The sequence below is a fragment of the Mucilaginibacter sp. Mucisp86 genome (genome assembly GCF_047324315.1).
GTDB lineage: Bacteria > Bacteroidota > Bacteroidia > Sphingobacteriales > Sphingobacteriaceae > Mucilaginibacter.
This window is the reverse complement of record NZ_CP168503.1, coordinates 3,478,019-3,495,817: the sequence shown is the minus strand read 5'-3', so window position 1 is coordinate 3,495,817 and position 17,799 is coordinate 3,478,019. Positions and strand designations below refer to the sequence as shown.

At 46.6% G+C, this 17,799-nt stretch carries 17 protein-coding genes; 10 read left to right on the top strand and 7 right to left on the bottom strand.

The genetic code is table 11. The annotated features are described in order from the left end of the window. Positions 1–117: 117 nt before the first annotated feature. The 3 genes from ACEN9X_RS14870 to ACEN9X_RS14860 form a co-directional block, all read right to left on the bottom strand. Positions 118–1,104, bottom strand: coding sequence for a cytochrome-c peroxidase (locus ACEN9X_RS14870; RefSeq protein ID WP_413671094.1), 987 nt, complete (start codon positions 1,102–1,104; stop codon positions 118–120). 7 nt (positions 1,105–1,111) lie between these two features. Further along, positions 1,112–1,504 (bottom strand): hypothetical protein, encoded by a 393-nt coding sequence (locus ACEN9X_RS14865; protein ID WP_413671093.1) that lies wholly within the window; start codon positions 1,502–1,504, stop codon positions 1,112–1,114. Between the two features lie 254 nt (positions 1,505–1,758). After that, positions 1,759–2,073: a hypothetical protein gene (locus ACEN9X_RS14860; protein ID WP_112575077.1), complete on the bottom strand. Its 315-nt coding sequence runs from the start codon at positions 2,071–2,073 to the stop codon at positions 1,759–1,761. Positions 2,074–2,356: 283 nt separating this feature from the next. Between ACEN9X_RS14860 and ACEN9X_RS14855 the strand changes: the two genes are divergently transcribed. Beyond that, positions 2,357–2,536, top strand: a complete 180-nt coding sequence (locus ACEN9X_RS14855; protein WP_091221007.1) for a histone H1 — start codon at positions 2,357–2,359, stop codon at positions 2,534–2,536. Positions 2,537–2,847: 311 nt separating this feature from the next. On the opposite strand, the gene ACEN9X_RS14850 is transcribed toward ACEN9X_RS14855, so the two are convergent. After that, entirely contained in the window at positions 2,848–4,491 is a 1,644-nt protein-coding gene (locus ACEN9X_RS14850; RefSeq protein ID WP_413671092.1) for a PAS domain-containing protein, read from the bottom strand. A gap of 350 nt (positions 4,492–4,841) precedes the next feature. On the opposite strand from ACEN9X_RS14850, the gene ACEN9X_RS14845 reads away from it, so the two are divergent. Beyond that, a complete protein-coding gene (locus ACEN9X_RS14845; protein ID WP_413671091.1) occupies positions 4,842–5,300 on the top strand; it encodes a DUF1003 domain-containing protein in 459 nt (152 codons plus the stop codon). Positions 5,301–5,666: 366 nt separating this feature from the next. On the opposite strand, the gene ACEN9X_RS14840 is transcribed toward ACEN9X_RS14845, so the two are convergent. Further along, positions 5,667–6,197 (bottom strand): hypothetical protein, encoded by a 531-nt coding sequence (locus ACEN9X_RS14840; RefSeq protein ID WP_091221020.1) that lies wholly within the window; start codon positions 6,195–6,197, stop codon positions 5,667–5,669. 330 nt (positions 6,198–6,527) lie between these two features. Between ACEN9X_RS14840 and ACEN9X_RS14835 the strand changes: the two genes are divergently transcribed. From ACEN9X_RS14835 to ACEN9X_RS14800, 8 genes are all read left to right on the top strand, one after another. After that, entirely contained in the window at positions 6,528–7,133 is a 606-nt protein-coding gene (locus ACEN9X_RS14835; protein WP_413671090.1) for an AAA family ATPase, read from the top strand. 201 nt (positions 7,134–7,334) lie between these two features. Continuing rightward, entirely contained in the window at positions 7,335–7,592 is a 258-nt protein-coding gene (locus ACEN9X_RS14830; RefSeq protein WP_143065315.1) for a hypothetical protein, read from the top strand. Between the two features lie 166 nt (positions 7,593–7,758). Then, on the top strand, positions 7,759–8,169 hold the full coding sequence (locus ACEN9X_RS14825) for a plasmid mobilization protein (RefSeq protein WP_413671089.1): 411 nt from the start codon (positions 7,759–7,761) through the stop codon (positions 8,167–8,169). Continuing rightward, positions 8,136–9,368 (top strand): relaxase/mobilization nuclease domain-containing protein, encoded by a 1,233-nt coding sequence (locus tag ACEN9X_RS14820; protein ID WP_413671088.1) that lies wholly within the window; start codon positions 8,136–8,138, stop codon positions 9,366–9,368. Before ACEN9X_RS14825 ends, ACEN9X_RS14820 begins: the two co-directional genes overlap by 34 nt. Before the next feature lie 10 nt (positions 9,369–9,378). After that, positions 9,379–11,316, top strand: a complete 1,938-nt coding sequence (gene mobC / locus ACEN9X_RS14815) for a conjugal transfer protein MobC (protein WP_413671087.1) — start codon at positions 9,379–9,381, stop codon at positions 11,314–11,316. Positions 11,317–11,549: 233 nt separating this feature from the next. Beyond that, on the top strand, positions 11,550–14,153 hold the full coding sequence (locus ACEN9X_RS14810) for a lanthionine synthetase LanC family protein (RefSeq protein ID WP_413671086.1): 2,604 nt from the start codon (positions 11,550–11,552) through the stop codon (positions 14,151–14,153). 4 nt (positions 14,154–14,157) lie between these two features. Further along, a complete protein-coding gene (locus ACEN9X_RS14805; protein ID WP_413671085.1) occupies positions 14,158–14,589 on the top strand; it encodes a MauE/DoxX family redox-associated membrane protein in 432 nt (143 codons plus the stop codon). An 89-nt stretch (positions 14,590–14,678) separates the two neighbouring features. Beyond that, positions 14,679–14,942 carry a hypothetical protein gene (locus ACEN9X_RS14800; protein WP_413671084.1) on the top strand — a complete coding sequence of 88 codons (264 nt, stop codon included), beginning with the start codon at positions 14,679–14,681 and terminating at the stop codon, positions 14,940–14,942. Positions 14,943–14,984: 42 nt separating this feature from the next. On the opposite strand, the gene ACEN9X_RS14795 is transcribed toward ACEN9X_RS14800, so the two are convergent. Both ACEN9X_RS14795 and ACEN9X_RS14790 read right to left on the bottom strand, forming a co-directional pair. After that, a complete protein-coding gene (locus ACEN9X_RS14795; protein WP_413671083.1) occupies positions 14,985–16,403 on the bottom strand; it encodes a TlpA family protein disulfide reductase in 1,419 nt (472 codons plus the stop codon). Positions 16,404–16,413: 10 nt separating this feature from the next. Further along, on the bottom strand, positions 16,414–17,799 hold the full coding sequence (locus ACEN9X_RS14790) for a RagB/SusD family nutrient uptake outer membrane protein (RefSeq protein ID WP_413671082.1): 1,386 nt from the start codon (positions 17,797–17,799) through the stop codon (positions 16,414–16,416).

Sequence of the window (17,799 nt, the reverse complement as noted above, 5' to 3'; positions counted from 1 at the left end):
TGGTCGCAATGCTTAGCTCATTGCCTATATGACAATAGTAAATGCATTTCAAAGCGGGCCAGATAGCGAACTTTTTGATATGCTGCCGGATCAGGCCCCCCTAAAAGACAGAAACTCTCATAATCTATTTAAATGGTTTGACACTCCCTTTTTTTTCAATTTCCCTGCGAAACGTTTATCTGTTAAGGAAACCAGGAAATTTTCCAGGTCGGTTTTCTCCTGCTCTGTTAAACCCATTGGCGTATTGAGCAGCGTATCACGGTTAATGGAGCGGGAAACTATTTTATCCGGATCATTATAGTAGTCAATCACCTGCCGTAATGTTTTGAACATACCGTTATGCATATAGGGCGCCGTAATCGCCACGTTACGCAAAGCCCCTATCTTAAACCTGCCTACGTCACTCTCTTTTTTAGTTACACAGGCGCGGCCGCTATCTCGTAATGCCTTGCCATCATAGAGGCCAATGGAACGAAATTCTACATCGTTGAAGTCGGGGCCAAAATGACATTGGATACAACGTCCTTTGGTATTGAAGATAGCAAAACCACGTTTTGCCGATTCGCTGACGGCCGCCTCATTATCATTTAAGCGCCAGTCATCAAATGGAGAATCACCGGTTTCTAACGTTCTTTCAAATGCGGATAATGCTTTGGCTAAATTAGCACTATTGGCTGCCTCATGGAAAACAGTTTGAAAAGCTGCCTTATAAAAAGCATTGTGTTGCAACCGCCATACGGCTGTCGCTACCGGTAAATCCATTTCGATAGGATTTTGAAGCGGGATCAGGGCTTGCTGTTCCAGCGAGGTAGCGCGCCCATCCCAAAAAAATGCGACCTGTAAGCTCATATTCATGGCTGATGGGGTATTGCGCACACCTTTCCGCCTGTGCACTCCTAAACTAACGGCAGAGGTATCAGCAAAGGCGAACTCTTCTTTATGGCATGATGCGCAGCTGATCTTTTTAGTACGGGACAAGATCGGATCAGAAAACAATTTTTGGCCAAGTGTTACAGGCGTTAAAGTCTCGGGGGATTTAAATGCGCTTTGCGAGATAACGAGGACAACGCCAAGCGCCAGGATAATCATGCAAAGCTTTTTCATTTGATGATCATTTACCTGCTGTAACCAGTTTTTTAAACACCTTTCCGTCTGTAGCCTGCCGGCGGCCTACGCACGTGTCCTGAATAACATGGAATTTGAGGGAATCAAGCTTGCCGAAAAACTCCATTTTATAAGTCCCATTGTATTTGTCATTACAGGTGGCATCGGCAATGTATAAGGTATCATGGTTCATATGATAAACACCACTTACAAATTCTTTTTTATTGATAAAACCATCATACGTTCCGTTAGCCCTGAAAATGGCCATTAAATTAAAAGGCTGTCCCTGAGATTTGCCGGAATGCTCCCATTTTCCCAGAAGCGGATTATCATCAATGGTAAAGGCCGTAACGGGCAGTAGTACAGCAACAAATATGCTAAGGCAGAGATTTTTTTTCATAATCATGGTTTAGATTGTCAGTTTCTCACAAAACAAACATTTTTTATTTTATGATACTTTCGGGAATGTTGCATATACTTTAGAGTTTGTAACATTTGATCTTTCAGGTACTTACGCAGGATAATATGTACATCGTGCTGAAACTCGGTTTGAGAAAGCCCGGCGTCCATCGTGGATGCAAAATTTGTAAGCTTTCTTATAATTTAAACACGTTGGCAACAGCGATTAGCCCATATAAGAAAATTGCTTTCAAATCAAAACAGGCTATCCCGGATATATTGCGGAAAAATTTCTTTGAATATTTTCTCTTCATAAATTACCACAATAACCTCAATGGTCTCTTTACCATATGTTGTTTGCAGGCGTTGCGCATAGAAAACATTGCCGTCCTCCAGGTCTTCAAACTTCCTGATCACCTTTTTATCCTCAAAATAATCTTTGATTTTAAAATTAACGGGATCGCCTGTTTGGGGAATATGTAATGGATTTTCCATAATAATATTCCGAGGCCCATTATATTCGGGATAGAAGAATTGGAAATCAAACTCAAAGCGGAGGATCGTTTTCATAGCAAATGGCTTTACTTATTAAATTTCGACATTAACTATCAGAAAAACAAGCCAATATCTATCACCAGATAATTATTCGACTCAGTTATATATATTGGCAATAAAATAACCATTAAACGAAATTAGACTTCAGTAAATTGCTTGAGCAACGGAGTATTGGCATTTTCAAAGAGAACTTTAGAAATCCTGTAACAGCGAATATGTTTTTGCTAAGAATGCTGGGTTTAAACAAAATACTATATTTGAAGCCTGCGCACTGCGCTTCACCAATTAAAACATAGAAATGGAAAAATTAGCTGAACTGAAAGCATTCATAGAGACCGCGGAAAAAGAGGGAACTGCGTTTTATGAGAAAAACAACAAAGCAGCAGGAACACGCCTTCGCAACGCGTTACAGCAAATCAAGGTCATTGCAACGGATTTGCGTAAAGATGTTACCGACAAGAAAAACGCCGCACATTAGCAATAGGCCCGCATAGGCGCGCTTTTTTTATTAGTCATTATTCAGTTAATTGGTTTTACCTCAGCGCTGAGATTGTAAGTGGTATGAAGGCAGAATTTGAGTAGATCTGAAAAAACGCTCTACGTTTAGGTTTGCTCTTCTACTGTAAATAACCAGCAAACACAGGGATGTTTACGATTGTTGGGCAATTGTAGATCCGGAGAAGCAGTTATTGGTTGCCATTCACCTGTTTAATCTTATTAATATCTTTGGCAATATGATTTGTTTGATGCTGCAGCTCAATGCTTGGAAATTAATGACTGCACCAATTGTCAATCTTTCTCAACAATTTTTGGCATTTGCCCCGCCCGGTGAGATTGATGTATGACTGAACTAACGATTTTGTCAAGTTCTGTTATCGATTCCTCCAGGTATTTAAGCGAGGCCTGGTAATCCTCATCGGTGTCAGGGTTTCGGATTAATGGCAATAAACCTAGTAATCGTGCGATCGGAGCCCGGACAACGTGAGATTGCGTCCAGGCAATCTCACGGAAAAGGTCATTCTGCTGTTCGATCTTTGTAACATAAGTTTTTACCGGAGTAATATCGCGACCTGTGATGCAAACACCCGTAACTTTATCATCGGTGTATACGGGACTTAAAGAATAATGTACCCACATCATAGCCTCCGATAGCCGGTACTGCCGGTCATATTGTACGGTTTCACCGGACTGCGATCTTAATAGCAACTGTGCAAAATCATCGTGCAGCAAACTTGATACATAGCAGAAAATATCCCGACCAATTTCAAATTGTTTGGGCATTTGCTGAAATCGGATATAATCTGCCGCTTTGGCGTTAAATTGCTTTACTCGGTTGTGTTCGTCAATTAATACGATCCCGTCGACCGTGCTTTCAAAGATCGCTCTTAAGTCAGACTCAGATCTTCGGGTACGCTCATTAGCAGCGGCCATTTCCTTTTCATTCCTAATTATCTCGGTTATATCCGTAGCAAGAACCAACCTTAGCAGCTTGCCTTCCACTTCCAATAAACTGCTTTCTATTCGCACATCTATCAATTCCCCGTTTTTTTTATAGTGACGGGCGTATTGCTCATAAGGTATGCCCGATTTGCGATTCGCCTGTACCGTTTCTGCCAACGCGAAATTATCAGCAGCAGGTCGAATATCAGTTATCTTTTTATCGAGAAATTCTCTATGAGAATATCCGTAATGCCTTGTCGCGGCTTCGTTGACATCTTTAAATTGAAGTGTTTCAGTATCAAAAAGCCACATGGGCAATGGACTCTTTTCAAATAACATCTGATATCGCTGTGTCAATTGCTGCTTGTTAAGCAAGGTTTCCCCGAGCCGGTCAATAATGCGATGGATCAGTATAACCGCAATTCCGCTTAGGAAAAGGAGGTTGGAAGTAAAAGCAACCCAGCTTCCTGAACCAGTGACTTGCTGAGGGCCGTATTGGCCGGCACCTTGCGGAAGCAGAACAGCAATAGATATTAAGATCGCCGAGCTCAACAAAACCGACCAATAGGCGAAATAAACAGGAAGGATCAGCGTCGTGATTACAGTTAAACCGAAAAGGTAAAATATGCCTGGTCCAATATAGCCGAAGGCGATGATCAGGTATATCGCCAGTGGGTAAAATAATCCGATCAACAATAGTTTACGGGCGAACAGGGCTAACCTGCCGGAAAATGTAATTATTGCGAAGCCAAGAAATGTGGTGATATCGATAACACCCATGGTTATATCGCGGTTTGCGATTGAAAGATAAATGCCTGGAAATGCCGCAACGAAGCTGATTGGCAGGCCATAGAGCAATAAGGTAAAAAAAAGCTGCGTTTTCCAATACTCGATGGACGATTCATCTTCGGCCGCAAGGGGCGTCAGTCTGCTTTTAACAAACTGTTCATATTTGATAAGCCATTTTTTTAAAATGTATTGGCCGGCGTCCATAAAAGTAGGCTTAATTTTTATAAAAGGGAGTTTCTTAGAAAGGTAAAAACTTTTTTATAAGTTACACAATGTTTATTAAAAATAAACAGATCGCGCAGTTTCCAATGCTCGCCGCCTCTCTATGTCTACATGGAAAAGATTCCCTAATCGTTGACCAACTTGTTTCAGTCCCATTGGCTCAATTCATAGGTTATTCGATCAGGCTCTTGAATTCCGCTGTTGATTTTGCAGTGCTCAAATTTATCTTAGCATCGCACATTTAGAATAAAAGCGACTGCTGTACTAATCTATTTACATAATGTACTTCAAGGGAAAACCATTATAACCTGCTATTGTTGACTTTAGACCATATGCCGCGAAAAGCAAAAATAAAATCCAATAACCAGGTTGAACGTGGAAATTTAGAAACACCGTTCGTATCGGACTTTCTTGGCAGCGTCTGGTTCCTTGGCATAATCCTGATATTGATCATTCTTTATATCATCTGGAATGCCGGATTCATCCCGTGGCTGCATCCTTTTGATCCATCGCCATTTAATATATTGGACACCATCCTATCGGTATTCGCCATCATATTGTCAATAACCGTCCTGATCAGTCAAAAACGACAGCGACAAATGGAAAAAGTCCGGGAACAAGTGGAATTTGAAGTCAATGTCAGAGCGGAAACTGAAATTACCAAAATATTGGAGATGCTTGAACAGGTACAGCAGAAACTGGGAATCAACACTTCGGACGAAGACCTGGAACAGATGAAGAAAAAACTTGACATTCGCAAATTGCACGAACGTATCAAAAAAAGCGACTAAAGCGTGCAACCGAACCGTTCAAGTTGCTAATCAGCCCCAGAATAATTTTGCAGGCTATCGAGCATTCCGATAATTCAACATATATCGCTGTAAACACGAATCCCATGCGTAATGGCTCCCCAACCTGTAACCTGCTTCGCTCGGTCTGAAAGCCCGGATGACGACCTGCAATCATAGTAGCGAGGTGCTTCGGCTCGCGAAACTCCTCGTTAAAAATCATTGACAAGATATAACTGTCTGCTGTCATAAAAGGAGGTGCCGGTTGTTGCTGATAATGCGACTTTAAATGCTTTATTCATAATTGAAAATTAATGTTTTGACGATCATTTGCTGGTTTCGAAATGTGGTGCATGGACCGCTTCCGATTCAGGCGAACCTTTCTGACTCAGATATATCAGCCCCTTGTTGACGAACTCCCACGGATTCAAAACATAGAAATTCCGTTTCTATGTGGTTTCTGACCTCCATAATGGTAAGCGCATTTCTTAGCACATCGACGTCCTGCGCTGATGAAAATGATGTCATGAAAAGAAAAATGCCGGACGTTATACCGAAGGTTATAACAGTCATATCATAATACGCGTCAAGAAAGAGAAAGTATTGCAAAACAAATGCATTGGCAACAACCATTGCGACAGCTAATAAGAGCAGGGTCACGGCAATCGACGCGTGTACCCAGCGCTTTAGAGTCCTTCCTTTCCTGACCACCTGAATGGATTTATTCATTTTACACACTGAATATCGTATCTCATTGAGTTTTTGAATTTGCTCATGACATATTGTTAAGCCGCGGCCTTCGTGGTGTGGTATCGAAAGGGTATCACAAATTTCCGGTGACAAGTAAAAATAATGCTTGCTTGTAAATCTATTAAAGCTGATTGTTGGCAGGTCATTCATAAGGCTTACTGACAAATTTAGATATTTGGCTTGCACCTGTCAAATACAATAATTAAACCAGAACGCCGGTAGAAATTTTTTTTACTAAGTATTGGTTTATGATTACGATGCAGTTGATTTATTTCCCTTACTTTTTTTCGCTTTCAAGCCAACTCACCGATAGCCCGCAATGTTGTTTAATGCTATCTGATAGTCTTATGCCTGGGAAAAAAGCTTCCTCCGAGTCGGAGCAACTCGGACATATGGTGGACAGGATCTGACGACTTTTGCTGAACAAATATTCACTATTGCATTTGAACAATTGTGCATTTGCAGCAAAATTGAAATAATATGGCAAAGATCATCACATTGGCACACCAGAAAGGCGGCGTCGGGAAAAGCACTTTGGCATTGAACCTGGCCCTGTGCTTCCAGGACCAGTTAAGGGTTGCCCTTATTGACTCCGATCTTCAGGGAAGTATATACCACCTGAAGGAAGATTTCCCCGACATGGAAATCCTGTCCCCCGATAAAATAAGTGAGCTTCCGGACCTGAATTATGACCTGATTATTGTGGATACCCCACCTTATTTATCTAACCGCCTGAATGAACTATTTATTCATTCGGATTTCGTGTTGATCCCGACCAAGGCCGGTTTTTTTGATGTCATGGCGGTCAAATCCACCCTGACATTGGTCAAATTTGCCCAGGCCCTCAATCGAAATCTGAAGGCGGGGATTGTCCTCAACATGATCAAGCCGAGGTCAGGCATAACTGCAGAAGTGGTGGATTTACTCAGTTCATTGGGAACGCCGCTTTTAAAGTCCCGTGTCTTTGATCGGGTTAGCCTTGCAAGGTCGTCGATGACCTCCGGGATTCTCAAAAGCGCCGACCAAAAAGCAATTGAAGAGGTGACTTTTCTAGCGGAGGAAATCATCAATCTGCTCAGTGAATAGATGTAGAATTGAATAAAGGAACAATGCTATTGATGAATAATGCTGCAAATGCGGCATTGAAGCTTTGCCGAAATATTCATTTGTACATGGATGCTTTTATGCAAACCTCCCTTTGTTCAAATGAAAAAATATCGCATTGTTCAAATGTTCCATTGTTCATAAAGGTTGATAGCTCGCTGGGCGGTTACTAAAAACAAAGCGATGGATGACTACAAAAAAAAGCTGGGTTCCCTGGCCGATAAGATCAAAAACGAAAAACCACAGACACCGATCCAACAGGTACTGCCTGTAAAGCCAATAACACAGCCGGCAAAAGCAGAAGAGGCGCGGTTTAACAACTGGATTCCCAGGGAGCTGAAGAGGAAAATCAAGGCTTATGGCGTGCAGCACGATCTATCTCAAAAGGAAATCACGATACAGGCCCTGGAGAAATTCCTGGAAGAGAAACGAAGCCGATAGTGGAAAATGAAATGCCTTCAAAACGAGGATCATTGGAATGAAACCGCTGTCTTTTTGCGGTTAGCAAGATGTACGTTTGTTACACAAACGGATCTTGCCCACCCTCCGGAGTCGGTTTGGGGACATGGATTTAAACTCTCCGAAGTCGGTTTAATGAAGATGTAATATGGGCGAACAAAATAACAACAGGTCCTCCTGGCTGAACCTGCGACTCAACCAGGAGGAGTTTAACCAGTTCAAAAAACAATATGAACGCTCCCGTTTCAGGAAAATGAGCGATTACGGCAGGGCTGTGCTATTAGGCAAGCCGGTGACGGTTTTCTACCGGGACAGGTCGATGGACGAAATATTAGAGGAACTGGTACTGCTGAGGCGCGAATTGAACGCCGTTGGAAATAATTTGAATCAGTCCGTAAAGAACATTAATACGGCCCACGGCTTCGCCGACGCCCGGCTATGGATGAACCTGATGACCATCATCAAAGGGCAGATCGAACCGGCAATTGAACAGATCAAGGTGCAGATGAACACATACTCCGATTTATGGTCGCGAAAATTAGAAGCGGAAAAAGCCTGATCAACGCCTTGAATTACAACGAAAACAAGGTCAGGAAAGGGAATGCCCGTTTTATCGGGGCAAGCGGCTATGCCAAAGACCTGGAAAAATTGTCGTTCCATGATAAACTGTTGCGGCTGACCGATCTTGCTTCAAGGAACCAGCTGACGAAAACAAATACGCTGCATGTATCACTCAACTTTAGCCCCGGGGAAAAGTTGGACGTGCCGGCGCTGAATGCGATCGCAGATTCCTACATGCAAAAAATCGGCTTCGGGGATCAGCCTTACCTGGTTTACCGGCATGAGGATGCCGGTCATCCCCACATCCATATTCTTGCTACGAACATTCAACCGGGTGGCGAACGCATCAGCATGCATAACATCGGCAAAGAAAGATCGGAACCGGCGCGAAAAGCGATAGAAATCGAATTCGGGCTGGTTCAGGCAGAGGCTCAACAGCAGGAAGCGGCTTTGGAAAAAGAGGCGGCGCTGAAACCTTTAAGGTATGGGGAGGATGAAACCAAAAAAGCATTAAGCGGGGTCGTCAGCCGGGTAATCCGGGATTACAAGTTCACAAGTCTCCCGGAGTTCAATGCCATCCTGGGCAGTTTTAATGTTTTAGCGGACCGGGGGTCGAAAGCGTCGGTCATGTACCAACAAAACGGCCTGCGTTATTGGATAACAGATAGCCGGAGTGCAAAAATGGGCGTGCCGGTTAAAGCGAGCGCGCTGCCTAAAAAACCGACGATCAGGCTTCTGGAGAAGCGGTTCCAACTGAATGAATTATTGCGGAGACCATTCAGGGAGCAGCTGAAGTCGAAGATCGACCAGGCCTCATTTCCTTCCGATTCGTTGAGCCGCTTTGAAAAAGAGCTGCATCAGAAAAACATTAGAGTTATCATCCGGAAAAACACCGAGGGCAGGGTTTACGGGCTGACCTTCATCGATGAAGTGAACAAGGTGGTTTTTAACGGCAGTGACCTGGGTAAAAAGTACAGCGCAGCCGCTATCATTCAGCAGTTTGGCGACCAGCAACGAGCTGCAAACACACAACAGGCAGGCCATGGCCAGCTCTGGCATATCAAAGAAGTTGGGGATAGCAGCCATGTTGGTCAAAGCAAAACGCTCCTGGAAGAACTGTTAAGCGCAACTGCGCAGCAGGAGACGGTACCCTATCCTTTGAGAAAAAAGAAAAAGCGAAGGCATTTGAATCTTTAATTGAGAAACCATGCAAACAGGGGAAAATGAACAGGCGTTCCGGAAGATCATCGACTTCACCAGGTTTCTGGGCATTGTCGTATTGATCCTTCATTTTTACTTCATATGTTATCGGGCATTTACTTTCTGGCAATGGCATTACGAAATCCTGAACCGGCTGTTTCAGGCCATCTATAAGCTACCCATATTCAAAACGGTCACCATGACCAAGATAACAGCCCTGCTGTTGCTGGTCGTTTCGTTGATAGGTACGCGTGGAAAAAAGGACGAAAAAGCCCGGCTTAAAGATGCACTTTTGCGCAGCACTGCCGGCCTACTCATCTACTTTATGAGCGCATTCCTGTTAAAGCTTCGCGGTGGTGTGCAGGAGATCGCTACGGCTTACATAACGGCAACGGCTTCCGGATACCTCCTTTTCCTATCAGGGGCCGGCATCGCTTTTAAGCTGATCAATGTCAACCTCACCCGGGATATTTTTAACAGGGAAAACGAAACATTTCCCCAGGAGGAACGATGCTTGGAAAACGAATACAGCATTAACCTCCCGGCGCGGTACCAGTTAAAAAATAAAATAAGAGATAGCTGGATCAATATCATCAATCCGTTTCGAGGCATACTTGTTCCCGGCACACCGGGAGCGGGAAAATCGTATTTCGTCATCAGGCACATCATCACCCAGCACATCAAAAAGGGCTTCAGCATGTTCATCTATGACTTCAAATTTGATGACCTGACCAAAATAGCCTTTAATACGTTGAAGAAAAATCATAAGCAATATGCAGTTAAGCCGAAGCTCTGGATCATCAACTTCGACGACCTGAGCAGGACCCATCGGTGCAACCCGATCATACCTTTCGATATGAAGGATATTACCGATGCCATGGAATCAGCCCGGACATTCATGCTCGGGCTGAACCGTGAATGGATCAAACGCCAGGGCGATTTCTTTGTGGAATCACCAATCAATTTCCTGACAGCACTGATATGGTTCCTGAAAAAACACGCAGGTGGAAAATACTGCTCCGTTCCGCATGCGATCGAACTTTCGCAGGCTGAATACGGTGTCCTCTTCCCGTTGTTGGCTAAAGAACCAGAAATCGAGGTACTGATCAATCCATTCATTTCCGCCTGGAAGAACGAAGCATTCGATCAGCTGGAAGGTCAGGTTGCGAGCGCCAAGATCAGCCTGGCCAGGTTGTCTTCCCCTCAACTTTACTATGTACTTTCGGGTAACGACTTTAGCCTTGATATCAACAATCCGCTCGAACCTAAAATTGTTTGTATGGGTAACAATCCTCAGAAACAGCAGGTTTATGGCGCGGTGCTAAGCTTATACATTTCCAGGATGATCAAGCTGGTCAATCAAAAAGACAAACTCAAAAGCAGCCTGATCTTCGATGAATTTCCTACGATCTATGTAGGCGGCGGATCGGGCATCGACGGATTGCTCGCCACCGCGAGAAGTAACAGGGTAGCCACTACCCTGGCAGTGCAGACCTTCGATCAGTTAAAGAAAGATTACGGGAAAGAGCAGGCTGATGTGATCATGAATATGGTCGGTAATATAGTATCCGGCCAGGTTACCGGGGATACCGCGAAACAACTGAGCGATCGCTTCGGAAAGATCAACCAGGAAAAACAAAGCCTGACCATCAACAGCCAGGATACCTCTGTCAGTAAATCAACCCAATTGGATTTTGCCGTTCCTGCCGCCAAAATCTCCGCGTTATCTTCCGGTCAGTTCGTGGGTATGGTCGCCGATGACCCGCAAAATAAAATCGAGCTCAAAGTGTTCCACAACGAGATTATCAATGATCACGAGGCCATTAAGAATGAGGAACAGGATTACGAAGAACTGCCTTTGATCAAAGAAGTGACTGAAGAAATGGTCAGGAAAAATTTTCTCCAGATCAAACTCGACGTCGAAAATATACTGAAAGCGGAATAAACCAAGCCCAGACTAATTACTGGGAGTAAAAAATGGAGTGGCAAAGGGTTGCTGGCCTTGCACCTGGGCGGGCGAGTTATTTCCCTGAGTTGTGTAGTCCCCAGCCGTGATTTTGCCCTTAATTAAAACATTCCCAAAAGTTCTATCCCGTATTTTAACGACAACTGCTACAACCCATTAGCTACTGTTTTCGCATTCGATTCCACCGTTATTTTGGCTTAGAACCAGAACCGATGAAAAAACAAGGCGAAACTATCAATGTGGTGCACCCTGACGATCAGCTGCCTGTAACAAAAGGCTACGAGTCATTTTTTACCGAACACGGCTTGGCATTCCAGAGCACTGGTCATTATTTGACGACGGGTCAGCCGGACCCTGCCGCGCTCTGGGTGTTTCACGTACCGGTGATCAGGCAGCAAATGCCTGAACTCGCCGGGCATTTGTTCCCGTTGCTGTCAGCATTATCCCTGGCATTTCGCATCCCGGCGAGCGCCAACGTACATGCCCTGATCCTGGAAGGAGGGCTGGGCCATCACGAGACGGGCAAGGTCTTGTCTGTATATCCGCGATCGGCCGAAAATCTTTCGGCGCTTGCCGCCTCATTGATCAACGCCATCGGCGATCTGAAAGGGGTAGCTGTCCCCGGAGCGCAACGGCTCAGTGACTGCCTGTATGTGGAATATGTTCAACATCAGGAGTTGACCGGCCTACCAACCGGTCTTAGCCTAGCAATCCCGCAATGGCCTTTCAACAGCATCTGCCCCTATCCGACGGTTAAGCCCAGGAAACTTATCGGCAAGAGCTATCTCATCATGGCTCGGCTGAAGCGCGATACGAAAGGTGATGTGATCAAATGCCTGTCCCTGTACCCATTTTGGAAAATCAACTGGTGTGTCCTCAAAGAAGGCAAGCGTAACCAATGCAGCGACGACCATGGTCGCACTGTCCGCGATAGACTGATCTGGCAGCAGGCTGCGTATGAACAATTGAAAAATGACGTGGCCTTACCTGTGGTTCATCAGGTTTTCGAGGCTGAAGGCAATCACTATTTGGTGATGCAATTTATGGAAGGCATGTCGCTGCACGAAGAGTTAAAGCGCTTGTACAACGGGCGCTCCTGGAAAAACCTCGAAATTGAGGTGAAACTAAAGGTGACAAGTTATTTATTGGCCGTCGGCCGGATATTAGGCCAATTTCATTCCCGTGGTTTCCTCCATCGTGACCTCAATCCGGAAAATTTTCAGGTCTGTGCCGGCCAGATCGTGCCCCTCGACCTGGAGCTGGCCTACGACTTCATCCATGATTTCCCTTCTCCGGCATTCTCACTCGGAACACCGGGTTATATGTCCCCGTCGCAAGCCGCCTCAAAAAAACCGGAAATGGCTGATGACATCTACGGTTTCGGCGCATTTCTGCTCCGGGCATTTACGGGACTGGCGCCGACCAAGTTCAACCCGGAAAACCGGCCGGCACTAAATGATTCCATTTCAGCTTTGACCGGCAGCAGGAAGCTGGGCGAGTTGATCTCGGCCTGTTTGAACCCGGATGGTCGATTGCGCCCGGTTTTGATCGAAGTGGTCTCCGCTGTCAAATTGTACGAGGCGTTGTTACTGACGGGAGGAGCAACAGACGGGCCTGCCAGGCATAGTGCGAAACCTGTATTAAATGAAACCATCGGCAAGGCCCTTGTCAGTTTGCTATCACCGCCAATGGTCGATGGTCAGGGCTACTGGCTATACCATCCCGGCCCCGGTGCTTCCGGTGTCGCGAACCCGGTCAGAATGTTGCAATATAACCATAGCCTGTTCAATGGAATACCCGGTACACTGCTGGTGTTATCAAATGCACTGGCCTCCGGTCATGCCAATGCCGGCCTCGTGAATATTTTCAACAGGAACCTCGCTCATACCCTGGATTTTTCGAATCACCATGATTTGCCCGCAGGCCTGGCTAATGGCGGTTGGGGCCTCGCGACGATTTTAGTACAGAGCATCAGTGCAGGAACCGTATTTATCAACCCGGATCATGTTGCTGTAATCCGGAGAGAATTAAGTAAAACGAGTGAAGAAATCAATGTCGAATCCGGTCTCGCCGGAAAAGCCCTGTGCCTGCTTACCGCATTGGAGATTCCGCAGCTGGCGGATTTAGAAAAAGAGCTACACCAAACCATCACCGCGATCATCAACCGGCAGCAAAAAGACGGCTCCTGGGTAATCACCGGGCCTGATGGTATAGAGACAGCCCGCCCTACAGGATTTTTTTCCGGCATTGCCGGGATCGTTTACACGCTGCTCCGCTACGTCAACAGGTTTGACGATGGGATTGCTGCACACGCGGCGCGGAAAGGTGCCGATTGGCTGCTGGGGCAACGATACACCGCGAATGGCGTCGGCGTGTGGCCGGTAAAAGCGAAAAGCAAATTGACTGATCCATGGTTCGGTATCGGCTATGCCGGGATCGCAGCCTGCCTGATCCGGGCATGGCAAGTGTTCCGGCATCCGCCGTACCGGCTGGCCGCGGAGGAAATACTCGGCAGCTATCCTGATGGCTTGCACAGTAATTACCTATCGGCAGCCTCCGGGGTTGCCGGAATCGGGCAGGTGATGCTGGATGCCTGTGTCGTCTTTAAAGATGTGACCTGGCTGGATAAAGCGATCAACATTGCCGGTAACCTGCTGAACAGCGCGTTCCGCGAGACCGACGGCCATATGTACTGGCTGGAAGGCAGCGATAGCCGTCCGACGGCATCCTGGATGAACGGCAGTGCCGGTGTCGTTGATTTCCTGGTACGTTTAGAACAGCCGGAACGAACCGGCTTCCCATTCAAATTTAACTAAACCAATGAAAAAGAACCTGATTTCCGGGATACTTGCATCCCTCCTGATCCTGATGTTCCTGTATGCAGCGACCAGTAAGCTGATGGACTTTCAAACCTATGAGCGCGCCATGCACAACCAGCCCTTTCCGGATTGGATGGCGGAAACTTTGATCTATAGTATCCCGCCTCTGGAAGTCGTCGTGTCCCTGCTGCTCTTTCGTGACCGGACCCGGTTGCTGGGTTTTCTCTGCTCGGGTGTGCTGATGCTATCCTTTACGATTTATATCGCGGCTATCCTGCTGCACATATTCCCCTGGGTGCCCTGCTCCTGCGGCGGAGTCATCAGTCAACTGGGCTGGGGACAACATTTGATTTTCAACCTGTCCTTTCTCACGGCAGCACTATGGGGCATGCGGCTGGAAAGACAGGCAATACTTGCTGATAAAATTACCTGAAAAGGTTTCAAAATATTTCACGCGCGAAATCAGGTTAATGCTGGTCCTGTGTAAAACCGGTCAATTATTCATTTCTAAATTATATCATCATGAAAAAAGTAAAAATGGGCCTGATGGCCCTGGCCGCACTGACCGGAGTGGGAAGCGCGTTCGCCTCTGCACCAAGGCATGCTAAAAACGCGACGACTTATTACGCAATCAAAAGCGGGTCCTCGTTCGTATGGAGGACCTCTCCTGCCGGGCATTGTTTAAACACGGCTGTAAGTGCTACCTGCACCATTACTACCGCGGTTCAGCCAACCGATGGGGTGGTTCCTGCGGGCCACGCGGTTACTTTCCAAAACTACAAGTAAACCGTAAACAGCCTGCCGGCTTAATCCGGCAGGCTGTTATTATTATAATAAGGCTTTGATCTGCGCCTCGACAGAACGTCCGTCGTCATCGCGGGGGTCGATGGGAACGTTATGGATGAATCCATTTTTGTCAACCAGGACAAAGGCGGGGTATTCCCTGATCCGGTAGCTGGTTAATGCCGGGTGATCGTTTCCCTTTCCTTCGGTAAAAAAATTATGGTTTTCAGGGGCAGTATATTGTCCGCCTGAAACACTCTTTTCCCATTGAGTTTTGGATTCGTCAGAACTAATACTAATAAATTCGACAGCTTGCCCTTTAAACCGCGCCTCCAGCTTACGAATATAGGGTGCGACTACCCGGCAAAAACCGCAGCCGGTAAACCAAAAGTCGATAAAAACTACTTTATTTCTAAAATCGGAAAGTTGGTGCACTTCCCCCCTTTGATCTGCAAGCCGGAAGTTGAAGGCCATAGCCCCGTCGACCCGCGTTTCGGATATGGCTTTCAGCAAGGTCCTGTAATCGTCTTCGCGGACAATCGTCAAAGCGTCCTTAATGCAATAGGTTAATTCCGGCGGGTAATCGTTAAGCTGCAGGATCAGGTACGCAAGCAATTCCTCCCGGAGCTTGCCATTGTATTTTACTTTGAGATAATCGTAAACCTTACTGATATGATAGGGCTTTCTGGCAATAACGCAGGAATCAACGCGGTATTTCAATAGTATGGTGTAAAGAAAACTTTCGGAATATAGCGCATCAGGGTAGTGCGTTAAAGCTACATCAAGCATCGATTTAACGGTATCACGTGTTTGCAGGAACTTTTCCAGGTATGGGTTAGACGTAGAATCTGCATATCGTCGGGAGATCAGCTCAACATTACTGTATTTACCCGACATATTTATAGCCATCAGGTCAACCTTCATAAACTGGTAAAAATCTGCCGGTAGCCTTTCACGGTAATGCTCCAGAATATGAAGCAGGGATAACGTTTTCTTGTTTCCATGCTGCACCAACAATGCCGCGTCTGCATCGTCTTCCTCCGTGGTAGTGGTTACTTGCTGCGCTTTGATCAGTTCTGCCTGTACTTTTGCTATGATACTGCTCCCTTCCGGGTCAATGCCAACCTGATTAAAATGGAGCTGTAAAGGCTGACCTGGCACAGCATAGTATTTGTAAATTCCTTTACCCGAATGCCCTTTGAATCTTAAATTAAAATAATGCGGAAAGTTATCACAGGGGATTTGAAACCGGAAGTTTTTACCGGTCGCGCGGTGGGTAAGTTCCGTTTGCAAAGCGGGCTCCTGGTCGGTATTGGGGTGACGGTAGAGGCGGAATAGGATGGTATCGCCCTGATGCAGAAAATCGGCTGTACCGTAGACTTCAACAAATGGCTGCTGAGCATTCGCTATGAGGCATGTGGTTAGCAGCATCATGGTCAATAAAATTGATCTGGTGGTTTTCATAATAAACAAATTAGCGCTGGTTTTGGGGAATCGGGTTCAACTGGATTTCGGTATCCGGTATCGGCATCGCGTACCGGGGATCTTTAGGCGGTAAGCTGTATTGCTCGCCGTTAAGGTCCCTGATCAGGGTAACGGCCCTTGCCGCCTCTTGGTTCAGTCGCCGCAGATCGTACCAGCGGACACCGGTCATGACCAGTTCCTTGCGACGTTCCTGCAGAATGAGGGTTAGAGCGTCCGCGGCATTCTTTGCGCTGTAGGGGACGAACGTGCCCTTTTTCCAGCGGGTGACCAGCAAGGTGTTCAGGTCGCTCAGCGCCTGGGCAGTGCTGCCCGCCCTCGCCTCGCATTCGGCTTTGGTCAGGTACATTTCAGCGGTAGAGATACCGGTGGTCACGCTCCCGTGTTTGCCATACTGGCTGTTAAACTCATACAAACCATCGCCGTCTTTGTAAAAGAAAATGGCTTTACGAAGATCATTCGGCCCGTCGAAGGATCGCAGCAACGTCGTATCGGCATAACTGTACAGGTTATAGTAGCCGCTGAGCGAGGCATGGAACAGCTCTTCCGGCGAATAGTTGGGAAAAACAGGATATGCTGATGGATCGAGCGCGTTGAAATCCTGCAATTTGTTGTAGACTGCCAGGGAAGCCGTCGCATTTTTCAGGGCTTCATCGTACCGGCCTATACACAGGTTGACCCTGGCGGTCATTCCGTACGCCGCAGCCTTATTGGGCTGTGTCGGGGAAGAGGTCGCAGGTTGCAGAAGCTGGAGGGCCTGATCGAGGTCGGACAGCACCTGCGCATAACAGGCCTGCTGCGAGGCGCGCGGGGCCTTAGCGGTCAGATCGGTGCCCGGACGAAGCGGGACACCCGGTTCACTGGCTGCGGTCGCAGCGTCATAAGGCAACGCAAAAGTTTGAACAAGGTCAAAGTAGGCCATCGCGCGAAAGAACAGGGCGCTTCCTTTGGCCTGGTTAAAGGCGGCTTCATCACTCGCCTTTCGAGGAACGGTCGCCAGGATCTGTTGTACCTGGTTGGCATAGTAAATGGCTTGATAGGGCACGGACCAGGCATCGACATAGGCACCTGCGGGATAAAGCGATTTGGCCCAGAGATAGGCGTTCTGTTCCGTGGAACTCATATTGGCGTAAAACCCGTCGGTCACGTAATAATCGTCCGTAGCGAGTTCACCCAGGGTAGCATAGTTGCGGTTGAAGATATCTTCATTGGCCAGCAGCGACTGTACATCCGCCAGCGTCGAAGGCACATTCAGTGCCGCGTCCGGCCGTGCGTTCAGGAGTTCGTCCTGTTTCTTGCAGCCGTCATAAAATGCCATGATCGGCGGAAATAATATCAGGCAGACACGAACGGCCGTTAATTTGATCAGCGTTTTCAT

What these genes read in the sequence shown, in the direction of transcription:
- ACEN9X_RS14870 (WP_413671094.1), bottom strand. Translation starts at nt 1,104, where the DNA reads ATGAAAAAGCTTTGCATGATTATCCTGGCGCTTGGCGTTGTCCTCGTT.
- ACEN9X_RS14865 (WP_413671093.1), bottom strand. Translation starts at nt 1,504, where the DNA reads ATGAAAAAAAATCTCTGCCTTAGCATATTTGTTGCTGTACTACTGCCC.
- ACEN9X_RS14860 (WP_112575077.1), bottom strand. Translation starts at nt 2,073, where the DNA reads ATGAAAACGATCCTCCGCTTTGAGTTTGATTTCCAATTCTTCTATCCC.
- ACEN9X_RS14855 (WP_091221007.1), top strand. Translation starts at nt 2,357, where the DNA reads ATGGAAAAATTAGCTGAACTGAAAGCATTCATAGAGACCGCGGAAAAA.
- ACEN9X_RS14850 (WP_413671092.1), bottom strand. Translation starts at nt 4,491, where the DNA reads ATGGACGCCGGCCAATACATTTTAAAAAAATGGCTTATCAAATATGAA.
- ACEN9X_RS14845 (WP_413671091.1), top strand. Translation starts at nt 4,842, where the DNA reads ATGCCGCGAAAAGCAAAAATAAAATCCAATAACCAGGTTGAACGTGGA.
- ACEN9X_RS14840 (WP_091221020.1), bottom strand. Translation starts at nt 6,197, where the DNA reads ATGAATGACCTGCCAACAATCAGCTTTAATAGATTTACAAGCAAGCAT.
- ACEN9X_RS14835 (WP_413671090.1), top strand. Translation starts at nt 6,528, where the DNA reads ATGGCAAAGATCATCACATTGGCACACCAGAAAGGCGGCGTCGGGAAA.
- ACEN9X_RS14830 (WP_143065315.1), top strand. Translation starts at nt 7,335, where the DNA reads ATGGATGACTACAAAAAAAAGCTGGGTTCCCTGGCCGATAAGATCAAA.
- ACEN9X_RS14825 (WP_413671089.1), top strand. Translation starts at nt 7,759, where the DNA reads ATGGGCGAACAAAATAACAACAGGTCCTCCTGGCTGAACCTGCGACTC.
- ACEN9X_RS14820 (WP_413671088.1), top strand. Translation starts at nt 8,136, where the DNA reads ATGGTCGCGAAAATTAGAAGCGGAAAAAGCCTGATCAACGCCTTGAAT.
- mobC (WP_413671087.1), top strand. Translation starts at nt 9,379, where the DNA reads ATGCAAACAGGGGAAAATGAACAGGCGTTCCGGAAGATCATCGACTTC.
- ACEN9X_RS14810 (WP_413671086.1), top strand. Translation starts at nt 11,550, where the DNA reads ATGAAAAAACAAGGCGAAACTATCAATGTGGTGCACCCTGACGATCAG.
- ACEN9X_RS14805 (WP_413671085.1), top strand. Translation starts at nt 14,158, where the DNA reads ATGAAAAAGAACCTGATTTCCGGGATACTTGCATCCCTCCTGATCCTG.
- ACEN9X_RS14800 (WP_413671084.1), top strand. Translation starts at nt 14,679, where the DNA reads ATGAAAAAAGTAAAAATGGGCCTGATGGCCCTGGCCGCACTGACCGGA.
- ACEN9X_RS14795 (WP_413671083.1), bottom strand. Translation starts at nt 16,403, where the DNA reads ATGAAAACCACCAGATCAATTTTATTGACCATGATGCTGCTAACCACA.
- ACEN9X_RS14790 (WP_413671082.1), bottom strand. Translation starts at nt 17,799, where the DNA reads ATGAAAACGCTGATCAAATTAACGGCCGTTCGTGTCTGCCTGATATTA.